Genomic DNA, 16306 nt, shown 5'->3' with positions numbered 1-16306 from the left:
GGTCAGCCGGTCCAGCGCGTGGTGACGGCGCCCGGGTCTGGCCGGGGGCGCTCCTCCAGTGCGGCGCCGGGAGTGCCGATGAAGATGAAGCCCGCAATCCGTTCCGGCGCGGCGCCGAAGGCATCGCGCACGCTTTCCGAATAAGCGGGCCAGCCGGTCACCCAGCCGCCGGCAAAGCCCGTCGCATGCGCCGCGTGCAGCAGGTTCATGCACGCCGCGCCGGCCGATAATTCCTGCTCCCATAGCGGAATATGGCTTTCGGGGCGCGGCGACGACATCACCACCACCAGCGCCGGGGCCTGTGCGGCGAAACGCTCGAACGAGTCGATCTCGGTCTGCTTCGCCTCGGGCCGCTCGGCGCGATAGGCGCTGATAATCCGCGCCGCCAGCGCGCCACGCGCCTCCGCCGGCACGATGACGAAGCGCCACGGGGCCAGCTTGCCATGGTCGGGCGTGCGCGCGGCAATTGCCAGCATCCGGGCCAGCGTCGCGTCATCGGGGCCGGGCGCGACCAGGTCGCGGGGGCGGGCCGAGCGGCGGGTTTCGAGGAGCGAGAGCGGGGTCGAGCGATCATTGAACATGGCCATGTCGCATATCGTGTCGCGGCGCCATTTACACCCCGGCATTTGCCGTTAGTGTCGCGCCGCAAAACAGCGTCATCAAAGTGTCAAGGGGAGCGTTCTTCACCATGCAAACCGCCGAGTCCGCGCCCGCACCGCGCGGCGAGAAAACCTGGTTCGGCCATCCTGCCCCCCTGTTCTGGCTGTTCGGCACCGAAATGTGGGAGCGTTTCGGCTATTACGGCATGCGCGCGCTGCTGACGCTTTATCTCACCAAGCATTTCGTGCTGGGCGACCGCGCCTCGACCGGGCTTTATGGCGGCTATACCGCGCTCGTCTATCTCACCCCGCTGGTCGGCGGGCTGCTGGCGGACCAGTATCTGGGGTCGAAGCGCGCGGTGCGCTTCGGCGCGATCCTGATGGCGATCGGCTATTTCACGCTGGCGTTTGGCGGGCAGGCGGCCAAGCCCTATCAGCTGATCGACGGCAAGCGTTACGAAGTGGTGGTCGAGAAGTTCCGCGACGGCCCCACCAGCGACCCCGGCGAGACGCGCTATCTGGTCGATGGCGGCCAGAAGCTGAAAATGCAGGGCAATGAGGATGGCAGCCTCTCGCTGCTCGCGGCCGACGGGAAAGAGGCGCGGCGCATCGCCGCCGGCAAGTTCACCGAACAGGCCGAGCGCAGCGACCTGCTGGTCGCCATCCTGCTGATCGCGCTGTCGCTGATTTCGATCGGCAACGGCTTCTTCAAGCCCAATATCTCCACCATGGTCGGCGAGCTTTACGCTCAGGGGGACCGCCGCCGCGACGCCGGCTTCACCATCTTCTACATGGGCATCAACACCGGCTCGATCCTGGGCCAGTTCCTGTGCGCCTTCTTCGCCGATTCGATCGGCTGGCCGGCGGGCCTCGGGCTTGCCGGGGTGGCGATGGTCATCTCGTTCTTCATGATCAGCAACCATGGCGGCCGGCTGGACACGGTGGGCAATGCGCCGGAGGGAACGAAGGACCGCAGCCTGCTGATCTATCTCGGCGCGCTGGCGGCGGTGCCGGTGCTCTATTTCCTGTTCACCAACCTGATGAGCGCGCCCAAGCCGGTCGAGGGATCGGGCTTTGTCGGCTATCTCCTGTCGCTGTCGCTGATGGGCAAGTTGCTGTTCGGTACCTTTTTGGTGTCGGTGCCCGGCATTCTGGTCTGGTCAGCGCTTTATGGCAGCCGCAAGGAGCTGGAGATGATGCTGGCGGCGATGGTGCTGATCGTCTTCAACGTCTTTTTCTGGACGTTGTTCGAACAGGCCGGCTCGTCGCTCACGCTGTTTGCGGATCGCAATACGGATCGCAGCGTGTTCGGGCTGTTTTCGCTGTCGGCGCCGCAGACGCAGAATTTCAACCCGATCTCGATCGTGCTGCTGGCACCGCTGATGAGCGCACTCTGGGGTTTCCTCGCGCGCCGCAATCTGGAGCCGTCAATCCCCGTGAAATTCGCGATCGCGCTGGTTGGCGTCGGTGCGGGCTTCCTGTTCCTGGTGCTGGGGGCCAGCCTTGCCGGCGCGGACACCGGCTACAAGGTCGGGCTGTGGTGGCTGGCGGGTCTTTATGTCATCCACTCGCTGGCCGAGCTGTGCATTTCGCCGGTCGGCCTGTCGATGATCACCAAATTGTCGATCGCGCGCATCGTCGGCCTGATGATGGGGGTTTGGTTCCTGTCGATTTCGGTCGCGCAGTTCGTGGCCGGCGTGGTCGCGCAGTTCGCGAGCGTGGAGACGGTGGGCGGGCAGGTGACCAATTTGAAGGTCAGCCTGGACACCTATACCGCAACCTTCACGACGATTGCCTGGATCTCGATCGGCGCCGGTGTGCTGCTGTTCCTGCTCGCCATCCCGCTCAAGAAGTGGATGCACGGCGTGAAGTGATGCGCTAGCCTCCACCCGAAAGAGGGAGGCGCATCGAATGGACGGCAATCTGGAAGTTGCACTGGCGGTCGGGGCCTTTGCGGGTAGCCATCTGTTGATGTCGCACCCGTTGCGCGCGCCGATGGTCAAGGCGCTGCGCGAGATCGGCTTCCGGCTGGTCTATGTGCTGGTCTCCTTTGCCTGCCTGTGGTGGATCAGCCGCGCCTATCGCGCCGCACCGGTAGAGGCGCCGCTGTGGGACGTGGGCGATGCGCTCTGGGGGCTCGCCACGCTGATCATGCTGATCGCGAGCGTGCTGCTGATGGGCTCGCTGATCGGCAACCCGGCGCTGCCCGCCCCCAATTTGAAGCTGCCGGAGCGGGCGAAGGGCGTCTATGCGATCACCCGCCATCCGATGCTGTGGTCGTTCGCGCTGTGGGCGATCGCCCATATCCTGGTCTATCCGGTGACCGCCAACCTGATCGTGGCCGGCGGCATTGGTTTGTTCGCGCTGGTCGGCGCGGCCGGGCTCGACGCCAAGAAGTCCGCCCTCCAGCCCGAGCTGTGGACGGCGTGGAAGGCGATGACCAGCTTCATGCCGTTTCAGGCAATTGCCGAGGGGCGCGCGCGCTTTGGCGGGTTCCGCCCGCACGATCTGGCAGGCGGCGTGGTGATCTGGCTGGCCGCCACCTGGGCGCATATCCCCGCCGCCGGCATCGCCGCGGGTGTCTGGCGTTGGTTAGGGTTCTAGCGCTCGTTCACCCCGCGCGACGGTGGCGGTGACTGCCACGTCCATGGTGACATTGCCCAGCGTGCGGAAGATATCGGGGATCGTCTCCACCGCGATCAGCAGCCCGAGCGCCTCGATCGGTACGCCGATGGCCAGACAGATCGGCGCGATCGAGGCAATGAACGTCACCTGGCCCGGCAGGCCGACGCCGTTGAAGGTGGTGAGCGAGGCGGCAATCACCCCGGCCGCCAGCTGAAAGGGCGACAGCGCGATGCCATACCAGTTGGCGATGTAGAGCGTCACCGCCAGGTTCATCGCGGGCGCCGTCACCCGGAACACCGCCACCGCCAGCGGCAGCACCACGCCCGCGATCCGCACCGGCAGCCCGGCGGCCTCGGCCCCGGTCAGCATCGCCGGCAGCGAGGCCAGTGAGCTCTGCGTCGAGATTGCGACCGCCTGTGCCGGGGCGACCGCGCGGGCAAAGCGGCCAAGCGGCACCCGCCCGCCCAGCACCGCGACCGGATAGGCGATCAGCATGATGACGAAGCCCACCGCCGAATAGAGCGCGATATAATGGACCAGCGCGCCCACCGCCGCCGTGCCCGCGCGCGCGCCGACCACGAAGGCGAGCGCCGCCACGCCAATCGGCGCGATCGCCAGCACCCAGTTGATGATCACCAGCATCGCATCGGCCAGCGCCTGGAACAGCGCGACCAGCGTGTCGCGCCGCGCCGGGTTGAGCCGGGTGATCGCAAAGGCGAACACCATGGTGAACACGATCAGCGGCAGCATTTCGCCATTGGCTGCTGCCGCCACCGGATTGCTGGGGACGATGCTCTTCATGAACGCGGCAAAGCCCGGCACATCGCCGACCGGCTTCACCTCGGCCAGCGCGCGCTTGAGGGCGCCGGCCGCCGTCGGATCGAGCGGCCAAAGCGCCAGCAGCGCCGGCATCAGCACCGCCGCCAGCGTGGCCGAGGCGACCAGAAAGGTCATGAACAGCGCGAGCGCCCGCGCGGCGACGCGGCCCGAGCGTGCCGTTTCCGCCGTTGCCGCGACACCGGTGACGAGTAGCGAGACGACGAGCGGGATGATCGTCATCTTCAGGCCGGCCAGCCATGCCTCGCCCACCGGCTGGGCAATGTCGATCGCCGCATTTACCCAGCCGCCCCCCGCATTCGCCGCCGCGATGCCGATGACAAGCCCGACGATTAGGGATAGCAGGATACGCGCGTGTTGCGACATGCGGTTTCGATCCAGCGTTGCACGGGTTAAACCCTCCACCTGTCGCGCGGATGGGCGCGGGGCAAGCGAAATGAGTGGGCGTTGATGGCAAGAAAATATTTCGGCACCGATGGCATTCGTGGGGCCACCAACGCCACGGTGATGACGGCGGAAATGGCGATGCGCGTCGGCATGGCCGCCGGCACCCATTTCGCGCGGGGGCCGCACAAGCACCGGGTGGTGATCGGCAAGGATACGCGCCTGTCGGGCTATATGCTGGAATCGGCAATGGTTGCCGGCTTCACCTCGGTCGGCATGGACGTGGTGCTGGTGGGGCCGATGCCGACGCCGGCAGTGGCGATGCTGACGCCGTCGATGCGCGCCGACCTGGGGGTGATGATTTCGGCCAGCCACAATCCCTATGGCGACAATGGCATCAAATTGTTCGGCCCCGACGGCTACAAGCTGTCCGACGAGGACGAGATCGCGATCGAGGCGCTGATCGATGGCACGGTGCCGCTTGCCCCGTCACCCGATATTGGCCGGGCACGCCGCTATGAGGATGCGCGCGGCCGCTACATCCATGCCGCCAAGCTCACCTTCCCCGACGATCTCCGGCTCGACGGGCTGCGCGTGGTGGTCGATTGCGCGAACGGTGCGGCCTATCAGGTTGCCCCGTCGGCGCTGTGGGAGCTGGGCGCCGATGTGGTTGCGATCGGCGTGCAGCCCAATGGCAAGAACATCAATGACGGGGTCGGCTCCACCTCGCCGGCGCTGCTGTGCGAAACGGTGGTCGCCTCGGGCGCGCATCTGGGCATCGCGCTGGACGGGGATGCCGACCGGCTGATCCTGGTCGACGAGGGCGGCCGGGTGGTCGATGGTGACCAGCTGATGGCGACGATCGCCACCGGCTGGGCGCGGCGCGGGCGGCTGAAGAACGGACTGCTGGTAGCGACGGTGATGTCGAACCTGGGGCTGGAGCGCTATCTGGAAAGCCATGAACTGGGCCTCTTGCGCACCAAGGTGGGCGACCGGCACGTGCTGGAGGCGATGCGCGAGCGCGGCTGCAATGTGGGCGGTGAACAGTCCGGCCACATCATCCTGTCGGACTATGCAACCACCGGCGACGGGCTGGTCGCGGCGCTCCAGATCCTCGCGGAGATCGTGCGGGCCGGCAAACCGGCAAGCGAGGTGCTGCACCGCTTCGACCCGCTGCCGCAATTGCTGAAGAATGTCCGCTTCAGCGGCGGCAGGCCGCTGGACACCGACCGGGTGAAAGCGGTGATCGCGGAGGCCGAGGCCGAGCTGAACGGCAAGGGCCGGCTGGTCATCCGCCCCTCCGGCACCGAACCGGTGATCCGGGTGATGGCCGAGGGCGACGATCCGCAGCAAGTAGAGCGTGTCGTGGACAGGATATGCGATGTGGTGCGCGAGGTGGCGTGACGCCATCATCGCCAATCAATTCAATGGCTTGAACCGGGAGAATGCCGATGAAACCCCTCTACACCGCAATTGCCACCGCGCATGGTGGCCGCCAGGGCCATGTGAAGAGCGACGACGGCATCATCGATCTCGACACGGTGACGCCTAGCGGCCTGGGCGGCCCGGGCGGGGCGGGCACCAATCCGGAACAGCTGTTCGCGGCCGGCTATGCGGCGTGCTTCCAGTCGGCGATGCTCTATGTCGCGCGGCTGCAAAAGCTCGATATCGGCGATTCGACCGTCACCGGCCATGTCTCGATCGGCCAGAATGAGGGGGGCGCCGGCTTCATGCTCGCGGTGCGCCATGCCGTCACCATTCCCGGGCTGGATCAGGCGGCGGCCGAAAAGCTGGTGCACGACGCGCATCAGGTCTGCCCCTATTCCAACGCGACGCGCGGCAATATCGAGGTCGCCTTCGACGTGACGGGCGGCGCCTGATGCTGGAGATGCGCCCCGATTGCGAGCGCTGCGGCGCCGATCTGCCGGCGGATGCGGCGGGCGCGTTCATCTGTTCGTTCGAGTGCACCTTCTGCGCCGACTGCGCCGATGCGCTTGACGAGGTGTGCCCCAATTGCGGCGGCGAGCTGATCGATCGCCCCACCCGCGTGGGCAAGGCGCTCAGAAGCTATCCGGCCAGCACGGAGCGCAAGTTCGCCTCGTGACGTCACCTCTTGCGACGCCGCGCATCCTGATCATTGCCGGCTCCGATTCAGGGGGTGGGGCGGGCATTCAGGCCGATATCAAGACGGTGACGATGCTGGGCGGCCATGCGATGACCGCCGTCACCGCGATCACCGCGCAGAATACGCTGGGCGTGCAGGCAGTGCACCCGGTGCCGGCCGACATGGTGCTGGCGCAGATCGACGCGTGCGTGAGCGATATCGGCGTCGATGCGGTGAAGATCGGCATGATCGGCTCGGCCGAGACGGCGAATGCGGTGGCGGACTGGCTTGAAAGCTTGTGTCCCCGCGAAGGCGGGGACCCAGACTGGGCTCCCGCCTTCGCGGGAGCACAAATTTCGGCCGACGCTCGGGAAGCAATCCCGATCGTCTTCGACCCGGTCATGGTCGCGACAAGCGGCGCGGCGCTGGCGGATGCTGACACGATTGCCGCATTCGGCCGGCTGATGCGGCTGGCGACGCTGGTTACCCCCAACCTGCCCGAACTTGCCGCGCTGGGCGGTGAAGCGGCAATGCTGGCCGGGGCGCCGGCGGTGCTGGTGAAGGGTGGGCATGATGAGGGCGGGGTGCTGACCGACCGGCTCGTCACCCGCGCCGGCGAAATTGCCCGCTGGTCCGCCCCGCGCATCGAGACGCGTGCCACCCATGGCACCGGCTGCACGCTGGCCAGCGCGATCGCGACCCTGCTGGCCCATGGCTCTCTGCTGGAGGCGGCGATAGGCGGCGCGCGCGCGTTCGTGCGGATGGCGCTGCACGACGCGCCCGGCCTGGGCCATGGGCATGGCCCGATGGGGCAGCAGCGCGTGCGGCTGGACCTTGGCCCCGGCGCGCGTCTCAACCAGATCACCCTGCCCAAGGCGGCCGGATCGGAAGATTTCTACCGGGCGCTGGGGCTCACCCAGATCGTCGCCACCGAAGACGGCCATTATGCCCGGTTCGAGGCGGCAGGCGGCGCGACGCTGTCAGTGGAGCAGGGCGCGGCGCCCACGGTCTTCCTCGAATGCGACGATCTGGATGCGGCGGTCGCGCGGCTGCAGGCGGCGGGCGTGGCGTTCGATCAGCTGCCCGCCGACCAGCCCTGGCGCTGGCGCGAGGCGCGGCTGACCGACCCCGCAGGCAATGCGCTGTGTCTGTTTCAGGCGGGCGAGGATCGCCGCTTTCCGCCCTGGCGGCTGCCCCGGTGATTGCGGGGGTGGATGAGGCCGGGCGCGGTCCGCTGGCCGGGCCGGTGGTGGCGGCCGCCGTCATCCTGTGTCCGGGCGGGATTGCCGGCCTGGCCGACAGCAAGAAGCTGAGCGCCGCGCGCCGCGTCGCGCTCGCCGGAGAAATCCGCGCGCGCTGCCGGGTGGGCGTGGGCGAGGCAAGCGTTGCGGAGATCGACCGCCTCAACATCCTGCAGGCCACGATGCTGGCAATGGAGCGCGCGGTCACCGCGCTTGGCGTGGACCCGGCCGAGGTGCTGGTGGATGGCAATCGCTGCCCGCGCTGGCGCTGGCCGTCGCGCGCGATCGTGGGCGGCGACGCCACCGAACCGGCGATTTCGGCCGCCTCGATCATTGCCAAGGTGGCGCGCGACGCGATGATGCACGCGCTCGACGCGGCGCATCCCGGCTATGGCTGGGCGCAGAACCAGGGCTATGGAACCGCCGCCCACATCGCCGCGCTCGACCGGCTGGGGCCGACCCCGCACCACCGCATGAGCTTTGCGCCGGTGGCGCGGGCGCGCAAAAGCCGCGCCTGAGAGTCTTTTGCGCCACACCCCTGCTAATGGGGGCTGTGGATAAGTCGGCGACTCAATATGTCGATAAGTCCGCAAATGTTCGCGCAAGTTAACGAAGTTTAAGGCTTTTGCGTTAACCAAAGTTTTCTTGACGGGGGCGGCGATTGCGCCACCCATGCGGCTCCAACCAGGTGGGGAGTGGGCAATGGGCGTGCTGGAAAAGATCCGCGTGGGCGGGCGGCGGACGGCGGAGGCGCCGGTGCTGCCGCTCGACCAGCTGATCATGGACGATTGCATTGCCGCGATGCGCGCGCTGCCGGCGGCGAGCATCGACATGATCTTTGCCGACCCGCCCTATAATCTGCAGCTGGGCGGCGACCTGCACCGCCCCGATGGCAGCATGGTCGACGCGGTCGACGATGCGTGGGACAAGTTCGACACTTTTGCGAGCTATGACCGCTTCACCCGCGACTGGCTGGCGGAGGCCCGCCGGCTGCTGAAGCCCGATGGTACGCTCTGGGTGATCGGCAGCTATCACAACATCTTCCGCGTCGGCACCGCGGTGCAGGATCTGGGCTTCTGGATTTTGAACGACATCGTCTGGCGCAAGGCGAACCCGATGCCCAATTTCAAGGGCACGCGCTTCACCAACGCGCATGAAACGCTGATCTGGGCGTCGATGGGCGAAAAGGCGCGCTACACCTTCAACTATCGCAGCATGAAGACGCTGAACGACGAGTTGCAGATGCGCAGCGACTGGGAATTCCCGATCTGCGGCGGGCAGGAACGGCTGAAGCAGAACGGCGTGAAGGTGCACCCCACGCAAAAGCCCGAGGCGCTGATCTATCGCGTGCTGCTGGCCTGCACCCGGCCGGGCGATGTGGTGCTCGACCCGTTTTTCGGCACCGGCACCACCGGCGCGGTCGCCAAGCGGCTGGGCCGGCGCTGGATCGGCATCGAGCGCGAGCCCGGCTATTGCGCGGCGGCGCGCGAGCGGATCGCCGCTGCCCTGCCGCTCGATGAATCGGCGCTGGCAACGATGCAGTCACCGAAATCGGCGCCGCGCGTCGCCTTTGGCACGATTGTGGAGACGGGCATGCTGGCGGCGGGCGCGGTGCTGTGCGACGCCCGGCGGCGCTATCGCGCGGTGGTGCGCGCCGATGGCTCGTTGCTGGCGGAGACGGGCGCGACCGGCTCGATCCACAAACTGGGCGCCGAACTGCAAGGCGCGCCCGCGTGCAATGGCTGGACCTTCTGGCATTATCAGGCCGAAGACGGGCTGAAACCGATCGACGCGCTGCGCCAGACCTATCTGCTCGGCACGCAGCCCTGATGTTTCCCCCCGCCGCCCGGCTCTATCTGCGCCCCGCGCGCTTTGCCGAGACGCCGGTGGGGGCAGAGGATGTGCGCCGGCTGGCGGGCGGCCTGTTATGGTTTTCCGCGCTGGAGGTGATCGCGGTCGAGGGCGGGCGCCGCGTCGCGCAGCAGGTGGTGCCGATCGCCGCCTGGGATGATTTCGTCGCGCGCCTGGCCGATCCGCAGATCGAAGCGGCAGCGGCGGCGATGGCCCGGCTCACCGCGCCGCGCGCGCCGCTGGTGCTGGGCGAGCGGACGCTGCGTTTCGACCAGCCGCATGTCGCCGGCATCCTGAACGTGACGCCCGACAGTTTTTCCGATGGCGGCCGCCACCGCGACGATCCCGAAGCGGCGGCCGCGGCCGGCTTTGACCAGATCGCCGCCGGCGCGAGCCTGGTCGATCTGGGCGGTGAATCGACCCGGCCGGGCGCGCCGCTGGTCTGGGAGGGGGACGAGATCGCCCGCATCGCCCCGGTGGTCGAGCGGCTGGCGCGCGCGGCGCCGGTCTCCATCGACACGCGCAAGGCCGCCGTGATGGAGGCCGCGCTCGGCCGCGGCGCGCAGATGGTGAACGACGTGTCGGCACTGATGTGGGACACGCGCTCGGCGGAGGTCGTGGCGAAGGCCGGGGTGCCGGTGGTGCTGATGCACTCGCCCGATCCGGCGAAGGGGCCGCATGGCGGCCCGAATGCGAGCAAAGCCTATGCCGACCCGCTGATCGAGGTTTATGACTGGCTCGAAGCGCGGATCGACGCCGCCGTCGCCGCCGGCATCGACCGGGCGCGCATCGTCATCGACCCCGGCATCGGCTTTGGCAAAGGGCTCGGCGACAATCTGGCGCTGCTCAACGGCCTTGCGCTGTTCCACGGCCTGGGCTGCCCGGTGATGCTGGGGGCGAGCCGCAAGCGGATGATCGGCGCGCTTGCCGGCGAAGCGCCGGTCGAGGCACGGCTGGGCGGCAGCCTGGCGCTGGCGATGAAGGGGCTGGAGCAGGGCGTCCAGCTGCTGCGCGTGCATGATGTGGCGGAAACGGTGCAGGCGGCGCGCGTTTGGCGCGGCCTGCGCGACGCGGCGCTGGTGGCGCGGTAGATAAGGGAGGCGTCGAATGAGCAGTGAAACCGGCGTCAATGCTCTGCGTCGGCAATTGCGGGCCAATGAGCAGTCCTTGTCGCATCGTTATGCTGCGCGCCTAGCCGCGATCGACCAATGGCGGCTTGCCGTTGTAGTGCTTGGAATCGTTGCAGGTTTTGGTGCCGCACTTTCAAAACTGTTCGAGGGCACGCCCGGAATCGTCATGGCCGTTCTTGGTGGCGGTTTTGTCCTGGTGTTTGGCTCGTTGGTTGCGGTCCTCGACTATCGAAAGCTGGAGATCAGCCGAGAGGCGCAGCACGCGCATCAACTGGCTGATCAATCCTTGGATCTGGCCGAAGAGCGCGAGGCGGCGTTGGACGCCGCGCGACAGCTTGACTTGAAGCGCCGCGAGCGCCTGCTGGCGATTGAGCAGATGGTCGAAGCCATCGAGGCCGGGTTGATCCGCAAGGAAGATAGTAAAGCCACCGCTGATGCGCTGCTCCGCCGCGCGATTGCCGCCATTCGCAAGGCGGTCGATTATCAAGCGCCAGATTTCTTCACCGTTTCGATCTTTCAGCGCCTGTCGGACGGTAATGGCGGTGAAAAAATGTGCCGCATCGCGGCGCAATGGTCTGATCCCGAAAAAGCGGCGGCTGGCGGCCGCGATTGGGCTTTGGGGCAAGGTTATACCGGTGTTGCTTGGAACAATGCGCGGGTGAACCCGGCAGGGGATGTGATCGAGTCCGATACCTCGCTCGATCACTGTCGAGCACAATATCCTGTGGAGCACGCCGATCCGAAACGCGAAGCTCTATATCGCTCGGTGGCAGCGATTCCGATTCTGATTGGCAAGGATAATACCGTTTGGGGCGTGGTGACCGCCACGAGTGATCGGGCGGGTGTTTTCACGCGCGAACCAACACATGTCACCGTGCAAAATGTCGATATGATCCGCGATATTGCCAGAGTGTCCGCGCTGCTTGCCGGTTTGCCGGACCCGCCTGATGACAGTCCGCGAGCGGCTGGGCGACAAAAGGGCGGCTGGTTAGGGAGGAATAAATAAGCTATTAGGCGTATTAGCCGCTGAAAGCGGTTAGGAGGATATATGCCCACGCTTGCGGAAATTGAACGCGAATATCGCGAACTTTCAGCGCGTATCACCTATGCGGGGTTTTCGCACGACGTTCTGCCCGAGGACGAACGCCGACTGGAACAGCTTGGCCAGTGGCGCATCGAGCTTACCGCCCCTGATTTTCAGGCAGCCTCAGCGGCGCTGGTGGCGCGCTAGGCCGCGCTGTCGATGCCCAGTTCGCCGAGCTTGCGGTAAAGCGTCGAGCGGCCGATTCCCAGCCGTCGGGCAACTTCGGTCATGCGGCCGCGATAATGGCCGATGGCGAGGCGGATCACATCGGCCTCGATCTCGTCGAGCGGGCGCAGATTGCCGTCGGGGCGGAACAGGGTGACGCCGCTGGCCGCCGCCGGGCCCATGGCCGGGGCCAGCGCATGGCGCGCGCCCATCGCCGCCACCTGGGGAAAGTCGACCCGGGTCAGCGCGGCGCCGTCGCACAGGATGGCGGCGCGGAACAGCGCGTTCTGCAGCTGGCGCACATTGCCGGGCCAGTCATATTCGCCGAGCAGCGCCAGCGCCTCGTCAGTGATGCCGATGGGGCGCATCCCCGGCTGCTGGGCAATCCGCGCGAGCAGGTGGCGGGCAAGGGCCGGAATGTCGGCGGTGCGCTCGCGCAGCGGCGGGATCGTCACCTGCACGATGTTCAGCCGGTAATAGAGGTCTTCGCGGAAGCGCCCGGCTTCCACTTCCTCGGCCAGCCGCTTGTTGGTCGCGGCGATCACGCGCACGTCCACCTCGCGGGCGTGGCGCGCGCCGATGGGGTGGATGTCGCCGCCTTCCAGCACGCGCAGCAGCTTCACCTGCGCCTCCAGCGGCATTTCGCCCACTTCGTCGAGGAAGATGGTGGAGCCGTCGGCCTGCGCGAAGCGGCCGATCTTGCGCTCGAACGCGCCGGTAAAGGCGCCCTTTTCGTGGCCGAACAGCTCGCTTTCGACGAGGTTGGCGGGAATGGCGCCGCAATTGACCGCGACCATCGGCCGCCGGGCGCGCGGGCTGGCGGCGTGGATCGCCTCGGCGACCGCTTCCTTGCCGACGCCGCTTTCGCCCTCGATCAGCACGGCGACGCGCGCGCGCGCCGCCTTCGCCGCGATGGCGAGCGCGGCGCGGAATTGCGGGTCGGCGCCGACGATTTCGTCAAAGCCGAGCGAGGTCGGCATTTTTTCAGTGAGCGGGCGCAGTTCGCCGGCGGCCGGCGCGCGGATCGCGGCATCGAGCGCGGCGAGCAGCCGTTCGGGCGCCAGCGGCTTGACCAGAAAATCGGCGGCGCCAGCGCGCATTGCGTTTACCGCATGCTGGGCGGAGCCATTGGCGGTCATCACCAGCACCGGCAGCGACGGCCGCGCCGCCCGCAGCGCGGCGATCAGCCCGGCAGCGGCCGCTTCGTCGGCGAAATGGTCGAGCAGCACGCAGTCGAGCTGCAGCCCGTCGGCGGTGCCCAGCATGTCGACCGCCATCTCGGCATTGTCGGCACACACGGTGCGCCAGCCCCCGCGCGCCGCCAGGGCCGCAACCAGCCGGCGTTGCGCGGGTTCGTCGTCGATCAGCATCAGCAGCCTTTGGCCGTTGCGCGTCATCCCTGTCCCCGCTGTCCCACTTTGACGGGGAAGATTAGCCACTTGGGGTAAAGACCGTCTTAAACGGCGCGCCAGGGCTTGAGGGGACCCCCGCTGATGGTTAAGCAAGGGTGCAAGAAAAACAGTCGGGGCAGGATATGATGGGTAACTCACGGATTGATGAACACCGTAAGACCTATGGTTTCGTGCTGGGCCTGCTGAAGGTCGTCGGCGGCTTGTCGGTGGCCATCGGGCTGCTGGTGATGATGCTGATCGCGCGGCACTAAGGTGAAGATCGCCGTCTTGAAGGAGCAGGCGGCGGGTGAACGCCGCGTCGCCGCAACGCCGGAAACGGTGAAGAAATTCGTCGCACTGGGCGCCGAACTGGCCGTGGAAGCCGGCGCGGGCCAGGCGGCGGCGATTGCCGATGCCGATTATCAGGCCGCCGGCGCCACCATTGCCGACCGCGCCGCCACCGTCGCGGGGGCGCACATCCTGCTCGGCGTGCAGGGGCCGGAGCCGGCAAGCCTTGCCGGCGCCGCGCCCGGTGCCTGGCTGGTCGCGGGCCTCAACCCCTTTGGCGAGCGGGCGCGGGTCGATGGCTATGCCGCCGCCGGGCTGGAAGCGCTGGCGATGGAATTCATGCCGCGCATCACCCGCGCGCAATCGATGGACATTTTGTCGAGCCAGGCAAACCTTGCCGGCTACAAGGCGGTGCTCGATGCGGCCGCCGAATATGGCCGTGCCTTCCCGATGATGATGACGGCGGCGGGCACCGTTTCTGCCGCGCGCGTGTTCGTGATGGGGGTGGGCGTCGCCGGGCTGCAGGCGATCGCCACCGCGCGGCGGCTAGGGGCGCAGGTCTCCGCCACCGACGTGCGCGCCGCGACCAAGGAGCAGATCCAGTCGCTGGGCGCCAAGCCCATTTTCGTTGAAAATGTGAAGGGCATCGAGGGCGAGGGCACCGGCGGCTATGCCACCGAAATGTCCGACGAGTACAAGGCCGCACAGGCCGCGCTCGTCTCGTCGCACATCGCCAAGCAGGACATCGTCATCACCACCGCGCTGATCCCCGGCCGGCCGGCGCCGCGCCTGATCAGCGACGCGCAGGTCGCCAGCATGCGCGCCGGCAGCGTCATCGTCGATCTGGCGGTGGAGCAGGGCGGCAATGTGGAAGGTTCGGTCGCGGGCGAGGTGGTGGAGCGCCACGGCGTGCGCATCGTCGGCCACCGCAACGTCGCCAGCCGCCTGCCCGCCGATGCCGCCGCGCTGTTCAGCCGCAACCTCTACAACTTCCTGTCGACCTTCTGGGACAAGGAAAAGGGCGCGCCCGTGCTCGACGCCGAAATCGGCGACGCCATCCGCCTGACCCAGGGCGGCAAGGTGGTGAACGAGAGGTTGCTGCAATGATCCTCCCCGGCACGGGGAGGGGGACCGCCAAAGGCGGTGGAGGGGGCGTGCCACTGCGACGCCCCGAGGTTTATGTCGCGCGCCGGCTCCGGCGCACCATGTCGCTGCCCGAAGCTCTTTTGTGGGAGGCCTTGCGTGGTTCCAGGGCCGGTGCGAAGTTTCGGCGGCAGCACCCGATCGGTCCCTACATTGTCGATTTCTGCTGCCGAGCGACGTCTCTGGTGATCGAGGTTGACGGCGAGGTTCATGGCCGTGGCGATCTGCCCGAGCGCGACGCGGATCGGGATCGATTTCTTGCTGACAATGGCTATCGCGTCTGGCGTATCGCCGCCGCGGAAATTCTGCACAATCTCGACTCGGTAATTGCTGCGATCTCAGCCGACGTGGCGGCCCCCCTCCACCATGCTTTGCATGGTCCCCCTCCCCGTGCCGGGGAGGATTAAGGAGCTTTCATGGACTTCATCTCTACCCTCTCCATCTTCGTGATGGCCTGTTTCGTCGGCTATTATGTCGTCTGGTCGGTCACGCCGGCGCTGCACACGCCGCTGATGGCGGTGACCAATGCGATTTCCAGCGTCATCATCGTCGGCGCGCTGATCGCGGCGGCGGCGGCCGGGCTGGGGGCGGGCGGCGCCACCTCCAAATGGCTGGGCCTGCTGGGCGTGGTGCTGGCCAGCGTGAACATCTTCGGCGGATTCGCCGTTACCGAGCGGATGCTCGCCATGTACAAGAAGAAGGAGCGCTGAGCCGATGGAGGGGGCAACACCGGGCGCCGCAGCGTCGCTGGCGATGCTGGCCTATCTGGTTTCGGGGGTGTGCTTCATCCTCGCGCTGCGCGGGCTGTCGAGCCCGGCGTCGAGCCGCCAGGGCAATCGCTATGGCATGATCGGCATGACCATCGCGGTGGTGACGACGCTGATCGTCCATTATCCGATGCTCGCGGCCGCGCGGATGCCGGCCGGCGTGGTGGCGCCGGTCGCGATCGACGGCGTGGCGATGGCCGAAATCCTGATCGCGATCGGCATCGGCGCGGTGATCGGCATCACCACCGCGCGGCGCATCAAGATGACCGACATGCCGCAGCTGGTCGCCGCCTTCCACTCGCTGGTCGGCATGGCGGCGGTGCTGGTGGCGGCGGCCGCCTATCTCAACCCCGATGCGTTCGGCATTGCCGAGAACGGGCTGATCTTCACCCAGAGCCGGATCGAGATGGGCCTGGGCATCGCCATCGGCGCGATCACCTTTTCGGGCTCGGTCATCGCCTTTGCCAAATTGAACGGCAATATGAGCGGCAAGCCCATTTTGCTGCCTGCGCGCCACATCATCAACCTGGGTACGCTGGCGGCGATTCTGGGGCTGGTCGGCTATTTCACCGTCGATCAGAGCCCGTGGGTGTTCTGGACGATCACGGCGCTGTCGTTCCTGATCGGCTTCCTGCTGATCATCCCGATCGGCGGGGCGGACATGCCGGTCGTCGTCTCGATGCTCAACAGCTATTCG

The 16306-nt window shown here is 67.3% G+C and carries 19 protein-coding genes; 16 read left to right on the top strand and 3 right to left on the bottom strand.

What is annotated here, in order from left to right; all coding sequences use genetic code 11:
* Positions 1 to 2: 2 nt before the first annotated feature.
* Positions 3 to 581: a nitroreductase gene (locus K2Y03_RS07880; RefSeq protein WP_294089791.1), complete on the bottom strand. Its 579-nt coding sequence runs from the start codon at positions 579 to 581 to the stop codon at positions 3 to 5.
* 107 nt (positions 582 to 688) lie between these two features.
* Between K2Y03_RS07880 and K2Y03_RS07875 the strand changes: the two genes are divergently transcribed.
* Both K2Y03_RS07875 and K2Y03_RS07870 read left to right on the top strand, forming a co-directional pair.
* Entirely contained in the window at positions 689 to 2473 is a 1785-nt protein-coding gene (locus K2Y03_RS07875) for a peptide MFS transporter (protein WP_294089767.1), read from the top strand.
* Positions 2474 to 2510: 37 nt separating this feature from the next.
* Positions 2511 to 3203, top strand: coding sequence for an NnrU family protein (locus K2Y03_RS07870; RefSeq protein WP_294089766.1), 693 nt, complete (start codon positions 2511 to 2513; stop codon positions 3201 to 3203).
* Here K2Y03_RS07870 and K2Y03_RS07865 read toward each other — a convergent pair.
* A complete protein-coding gene (locus K2Y03_RS07865; RefSeq protein ID WP_294089762.1) occupies positions 3192 to 4427 on the bottom strand; it encodes a dicarboxylate/amino acid:cation symporter in 1236 nt (411 codons plus the stop codon). The two genes, K2Y03_RS07870 and K2Y03_RS07865, sit on opposite strands and share 12 nt — an antisense overlap.
* 84 nt (positions 4428 to 4511) lie before the next feature.
* On the opposite strand from K2Y03_RS07865, the gene glmM reads away from it, so the two are divergent.
* The 9 genes from glmM (at position 4512) to K2Y03_RS07820 (ending at position 12002) form a co-directional block, all read left to right on the top strand.
* A complete protein-coding gene (gene glmM, locus K2Y03_RS07860) occupies positions 4512 to 5849 on the top strand; it encodes a phosphoglucosamine mutase (RefSeq protein ID WP_294089761.1) in 1338 nt (445 codons plus the stop codon).
* A gap of 41 nt (positions 5850 to 5890) precedes the next feature.
* Entirely contained in the window at positions 5891 to 6325 is a 435-nt protein-coding gene (locus K2Y03_RS07855; protein ID WP_367114762.1) for an organic hydroperoxide resistance protein, read from the top strand.
* Positions 6325 to 6549 (top strand): DUF1272 domain-containing protein, encoded by a 225-nt coding sequence (locus K2Y03_RS07850; protein WP_294089759.1) that lies wholly within the window; start codon positions 6325 to 6327, stop codon positions 6547 to 6549. The genes K2Y03_RS07855 and K2Y03_RS07850 overlap by 1 nt, the downstream gene beginning before the upstream one ends.
* The gene (locus K2Y03_RS07845; protein WP_294089757.1) at positions 6546 to 7751 is read left to right on the top strand and encodes a bifunctional hydroxymethylpyrimidine kinase/phosphomethylpyrimidine kinase; all 1206 of its coding nucleotides are present in this window, start codon (positions 6546 to 6548) and stop codon (positions 7749 to 7751) included. Before K2Y03_RS07850 ends, K2Y03_RS07845 begins: the two co-directional genes overlap by 4 nt.
* Before the next feature lie 8 nt (positions 7752 to 7759).
* Positions 7760 to 8308 carry a ribonuclease HII gene (locus K2Y03_RS07840; RefSeq protein ID WP_294089755.1) on the top strand — a complete coding sequence of 183 codons (549 nt, stop codon included), beginning with the start codon at positions 7760 to 7762 and terminating at the stop codon, positions 8306 to 8308.
* A gap of 184 nt (positions 8309 to 8492) precedes the next feature.
* Positions 8493 to 9620 carry a DNA methyltransferase gene (locus tag K2Y03_RS07835; RefSeq protein ID WP_294089753.1) on the top strand — a complete coding sequence of 376 codons (1128 nt, stop codon included), beginning with the start codon at positions 8493 to 8495 and terminating at the stop codon, positions 9618 to 9620.
* Positions 9620 to 10732, top strand: a complete 1113-nt coding sequence (folP, locus tag K2Y03_RS07830) for a dihydropteroate synthase (RefSeq protein WP_294089752.1) — start codon at positions 9620 to 9622, stop codon at positions 10730 to 10732. Before K2Y03_RS07835 ends, folP begins: the two co-directional genes overlap by 1 nt.
* A 16-nt stretch (positions 10733 to 10748) precedes the next feature.
* A complete protein-coding gene (locus K2Y03_RS07825; RefSeq protein WP_294089751.1) occupies positions 10749 to 11777 on the top strand; it encodes a hypothetical protein in 1029 nt (342 codons plus the stop codon).
* A 42-nt stretch (positions 11778 to 11819) separates the two neighbouring features.
* Positions 11820 to 12002, top strand: coding sequence for a hypothetical protein (locus K2Y03_RS07820; protein ID WP_294089749.1), 183 nt, complete (start codon positions 11820 to 11822; stop codon positions 12000 to 12002).
* Here K2Y03_RS07820 and K2Y03_RS07815 read toward each other — a convergent pair.
* Complete coding sequence (locus tag K2Y03_RS07815; RefSeq protein WP_294089747.1) at positions 11999 to 13417, bottom strand: sigma-54 dependent transcriptional regulator; 1419 nt, start codon at positions 13415 to 13417, stop codon at positions 11999 to 12001. The two genes, K2Y03_RS07820 and K2Y03_RS07815, sit on opposite strands and share 4 nt — an antisense overlap.
* Before the next feature lie 140 nt (positions 13418 to 13557).
* Here K2Y03_RS07815 and K2Y03_RS07810 point away from each other — a divergent pair, with 140 nt between their 5' ends.
* From K2Y03_RS07810 to K2Y03_RS07790, 5 genes are all read left to right on the top strand, one after another.
* The gene (locus K2Y03_RS07810) at positions 13558 to 13683 is read left to right on the top strand and encodes a hypothetical protein (protein WP_294089746.1); all 126 of its coding nucleotides are present in this window, start codon (positions 13558 to 13560) and stop codon (positions 13681 to 13683) included.
* 1 nt (position 13684) lies between these two features.
* Positions 13685 to 14806 (top strand): NAD(P) transhydrogenase subunit alpha, encoded by a 1122-nt coding sequence (locus K2Y03_RS07805; protein ID WP_294089745.1) that lies wholly within the window; start codon positions 13685 to 13687, stop codon positions 14804 to 14806.
* Positions 14803 to 15249, top strand: a complete 447-nt coding sequence (locus K2Y03_RS07800; protein ID WP_367114761.1) for an endonuclease domain-containing protein — start codon at positions 14803 to 14805, stop codon at positions 15247 to 15249. Before K2Y03_RS07805 ends, K2Y03_RS07800 begins: the two co-directional genes overlap by 4 nt.
* 9 nt (positions 15250 to 15258) lie before the next feature.
* On the top strand, positions 15259 to 15552 hold the full coding sequence (locus tag K2Y03_RS07795) for a proton-translocating transhydrogenase family protein (protein WP_294089743.1): 294 nt from the start codon (positions 15259 to 15261) through the stop codon (positions 15550 to 15552).
* Between the two features lie 4 nt (positions 15553 to 15556).
* The coding region (locus K2Y03_RS07790; RefSeq protein WP_294089741.1) for an NAD(P)(+) transhydrogenase (Re/Si-specific) subunit beta at positions 15557 to 16306 on the top strand (750 nt) is incomplete at its 3' end.

The organism is Sphingomonas sp. (assembly GCF_019746015.1).
Classification (GTDB): domain Bacteria; phylum Pseudomonadota; class Alphaproteobacteria; order Sphingomonadales; family Sphingomonadaceae; genus Sphingomonas.
This window is presented reverse-complemented; position numbering and strand designations above follow the sequence as displayed.

What these genes read in the sequence shown, in the direction of transcription:
- K2Y03_RS07880 (WP_294089791.1), bottom strand. Translation starts at nt 581, where the DNA reads ATGTTCAATGATCGCTCGACCCCGCTCTCGCTCCTCGAAACCCGCCGC.
- K2Y03_RS07875 (WP_294089767.1), top strand. Translation starts at nt 689, where the DNA reads ATGCAAACCGCCGAGTCCGCGCCCGCACCGCGCGGCGAGAAAACCTGG.
- K2Y03_RS07870 (WP_294089766.1), top strand. Translation starts at nt 2,511, where the DNA reads ATGGACGGCAATCTGGAAGTTGCACTGGCGGTCGGGGCCTTTGCGGGT.
- K2Y03_RS07865 (WP_294089762.1), bottom strand. Translation starts at nt 4,427, where the DNA reads ATGTCGCAACACGCGCGTATCCTGCTATCCCTAATCGTCGGGCTTGTC.
- glmM (WP_294089761.1), top strand. Translation starts at nt 4,512, where the DNA reads ATGGCAAGAAAATATTTCGGCACCGATGGCATTCGTGGGGCCACCAAC.
- K2Y03_RS07855 (WP_367114762.1), top strand. Translation starts at nt 5,891, where the DNA reads ATGCCGATGAAACCCCTCTACACCGCAATTGCCACCGCGCATGGTGGC.
- K2Y03_RS07850 (WP_294089759.1), top strand. Translation starts at nt 6,325, where the DNA reads ATGCTGGAGATGCGCCCCGATTGCGAGCGCTGCGGCGCCGATCTGCCG.
- K2Y03_RS07835 (WP_294089753.1), top strand. Translation starts at nt 8,493, where the DNA reads ATGGGCGTGCTGGAAAAGATCCGCGTGGGCGGGCGGCGGACGGCGGAG.
- folP (WP_294089752.1), top strand. Translation starts at nt 9,620, where the DNA reads ATGTTTCCCCCCGCCGCCCGGCTCTATCTGCGCCCCGCGCGCTTTGCC.
- K2Y03_RS07825 (WP_294089751.1), top strand. Translation starts at nt 10,749, where the DNA reads ATGAGCAGTGAAACCGGCGTCAATGCTCTGCGTCGGCAATTGCGGGCC.
- K2Y03_RS07820 (WP_294089749.1), top strand. Translation starts at nt 11,820, where the DNA reads ATGCCCACGCTTGCGGAAATTGAACGCGAATATCGCGAACTTTCAGCG.
- K2Y03_RS07815 (WP_294089747.1), bottom strand. Translation starts at nt 13,417, where the DNA reads ATGACGCGCAACGGCCAAAGGCTGCTGATGCTGATCGACGACGAACCC.
- K2Y03_RS07810 (WP_294089746.1), top strand. Translation starts at nt 13,558, where the DNA reads ATGGGTAACTCACGGATTGATGAACACCGTAAGACCTATGGTTTCGTG.
- K2Y03_RS07800 (WP_367114761.1), top strand. Translation starts at nt 14,803, where the DNA reads ATGATCCTCCCCGGCACGGGGAGGGGGACCGCCAAAGGCGGTGGAGGG.
- K2Y03_RS07795 (WP_294089743.1), top strand. Translation starts at nt 15,259, where the DNA reads ATGGACTTCATCTCTACCCTCTCCATCTTCGTGATGGCCTGTTTCGTC.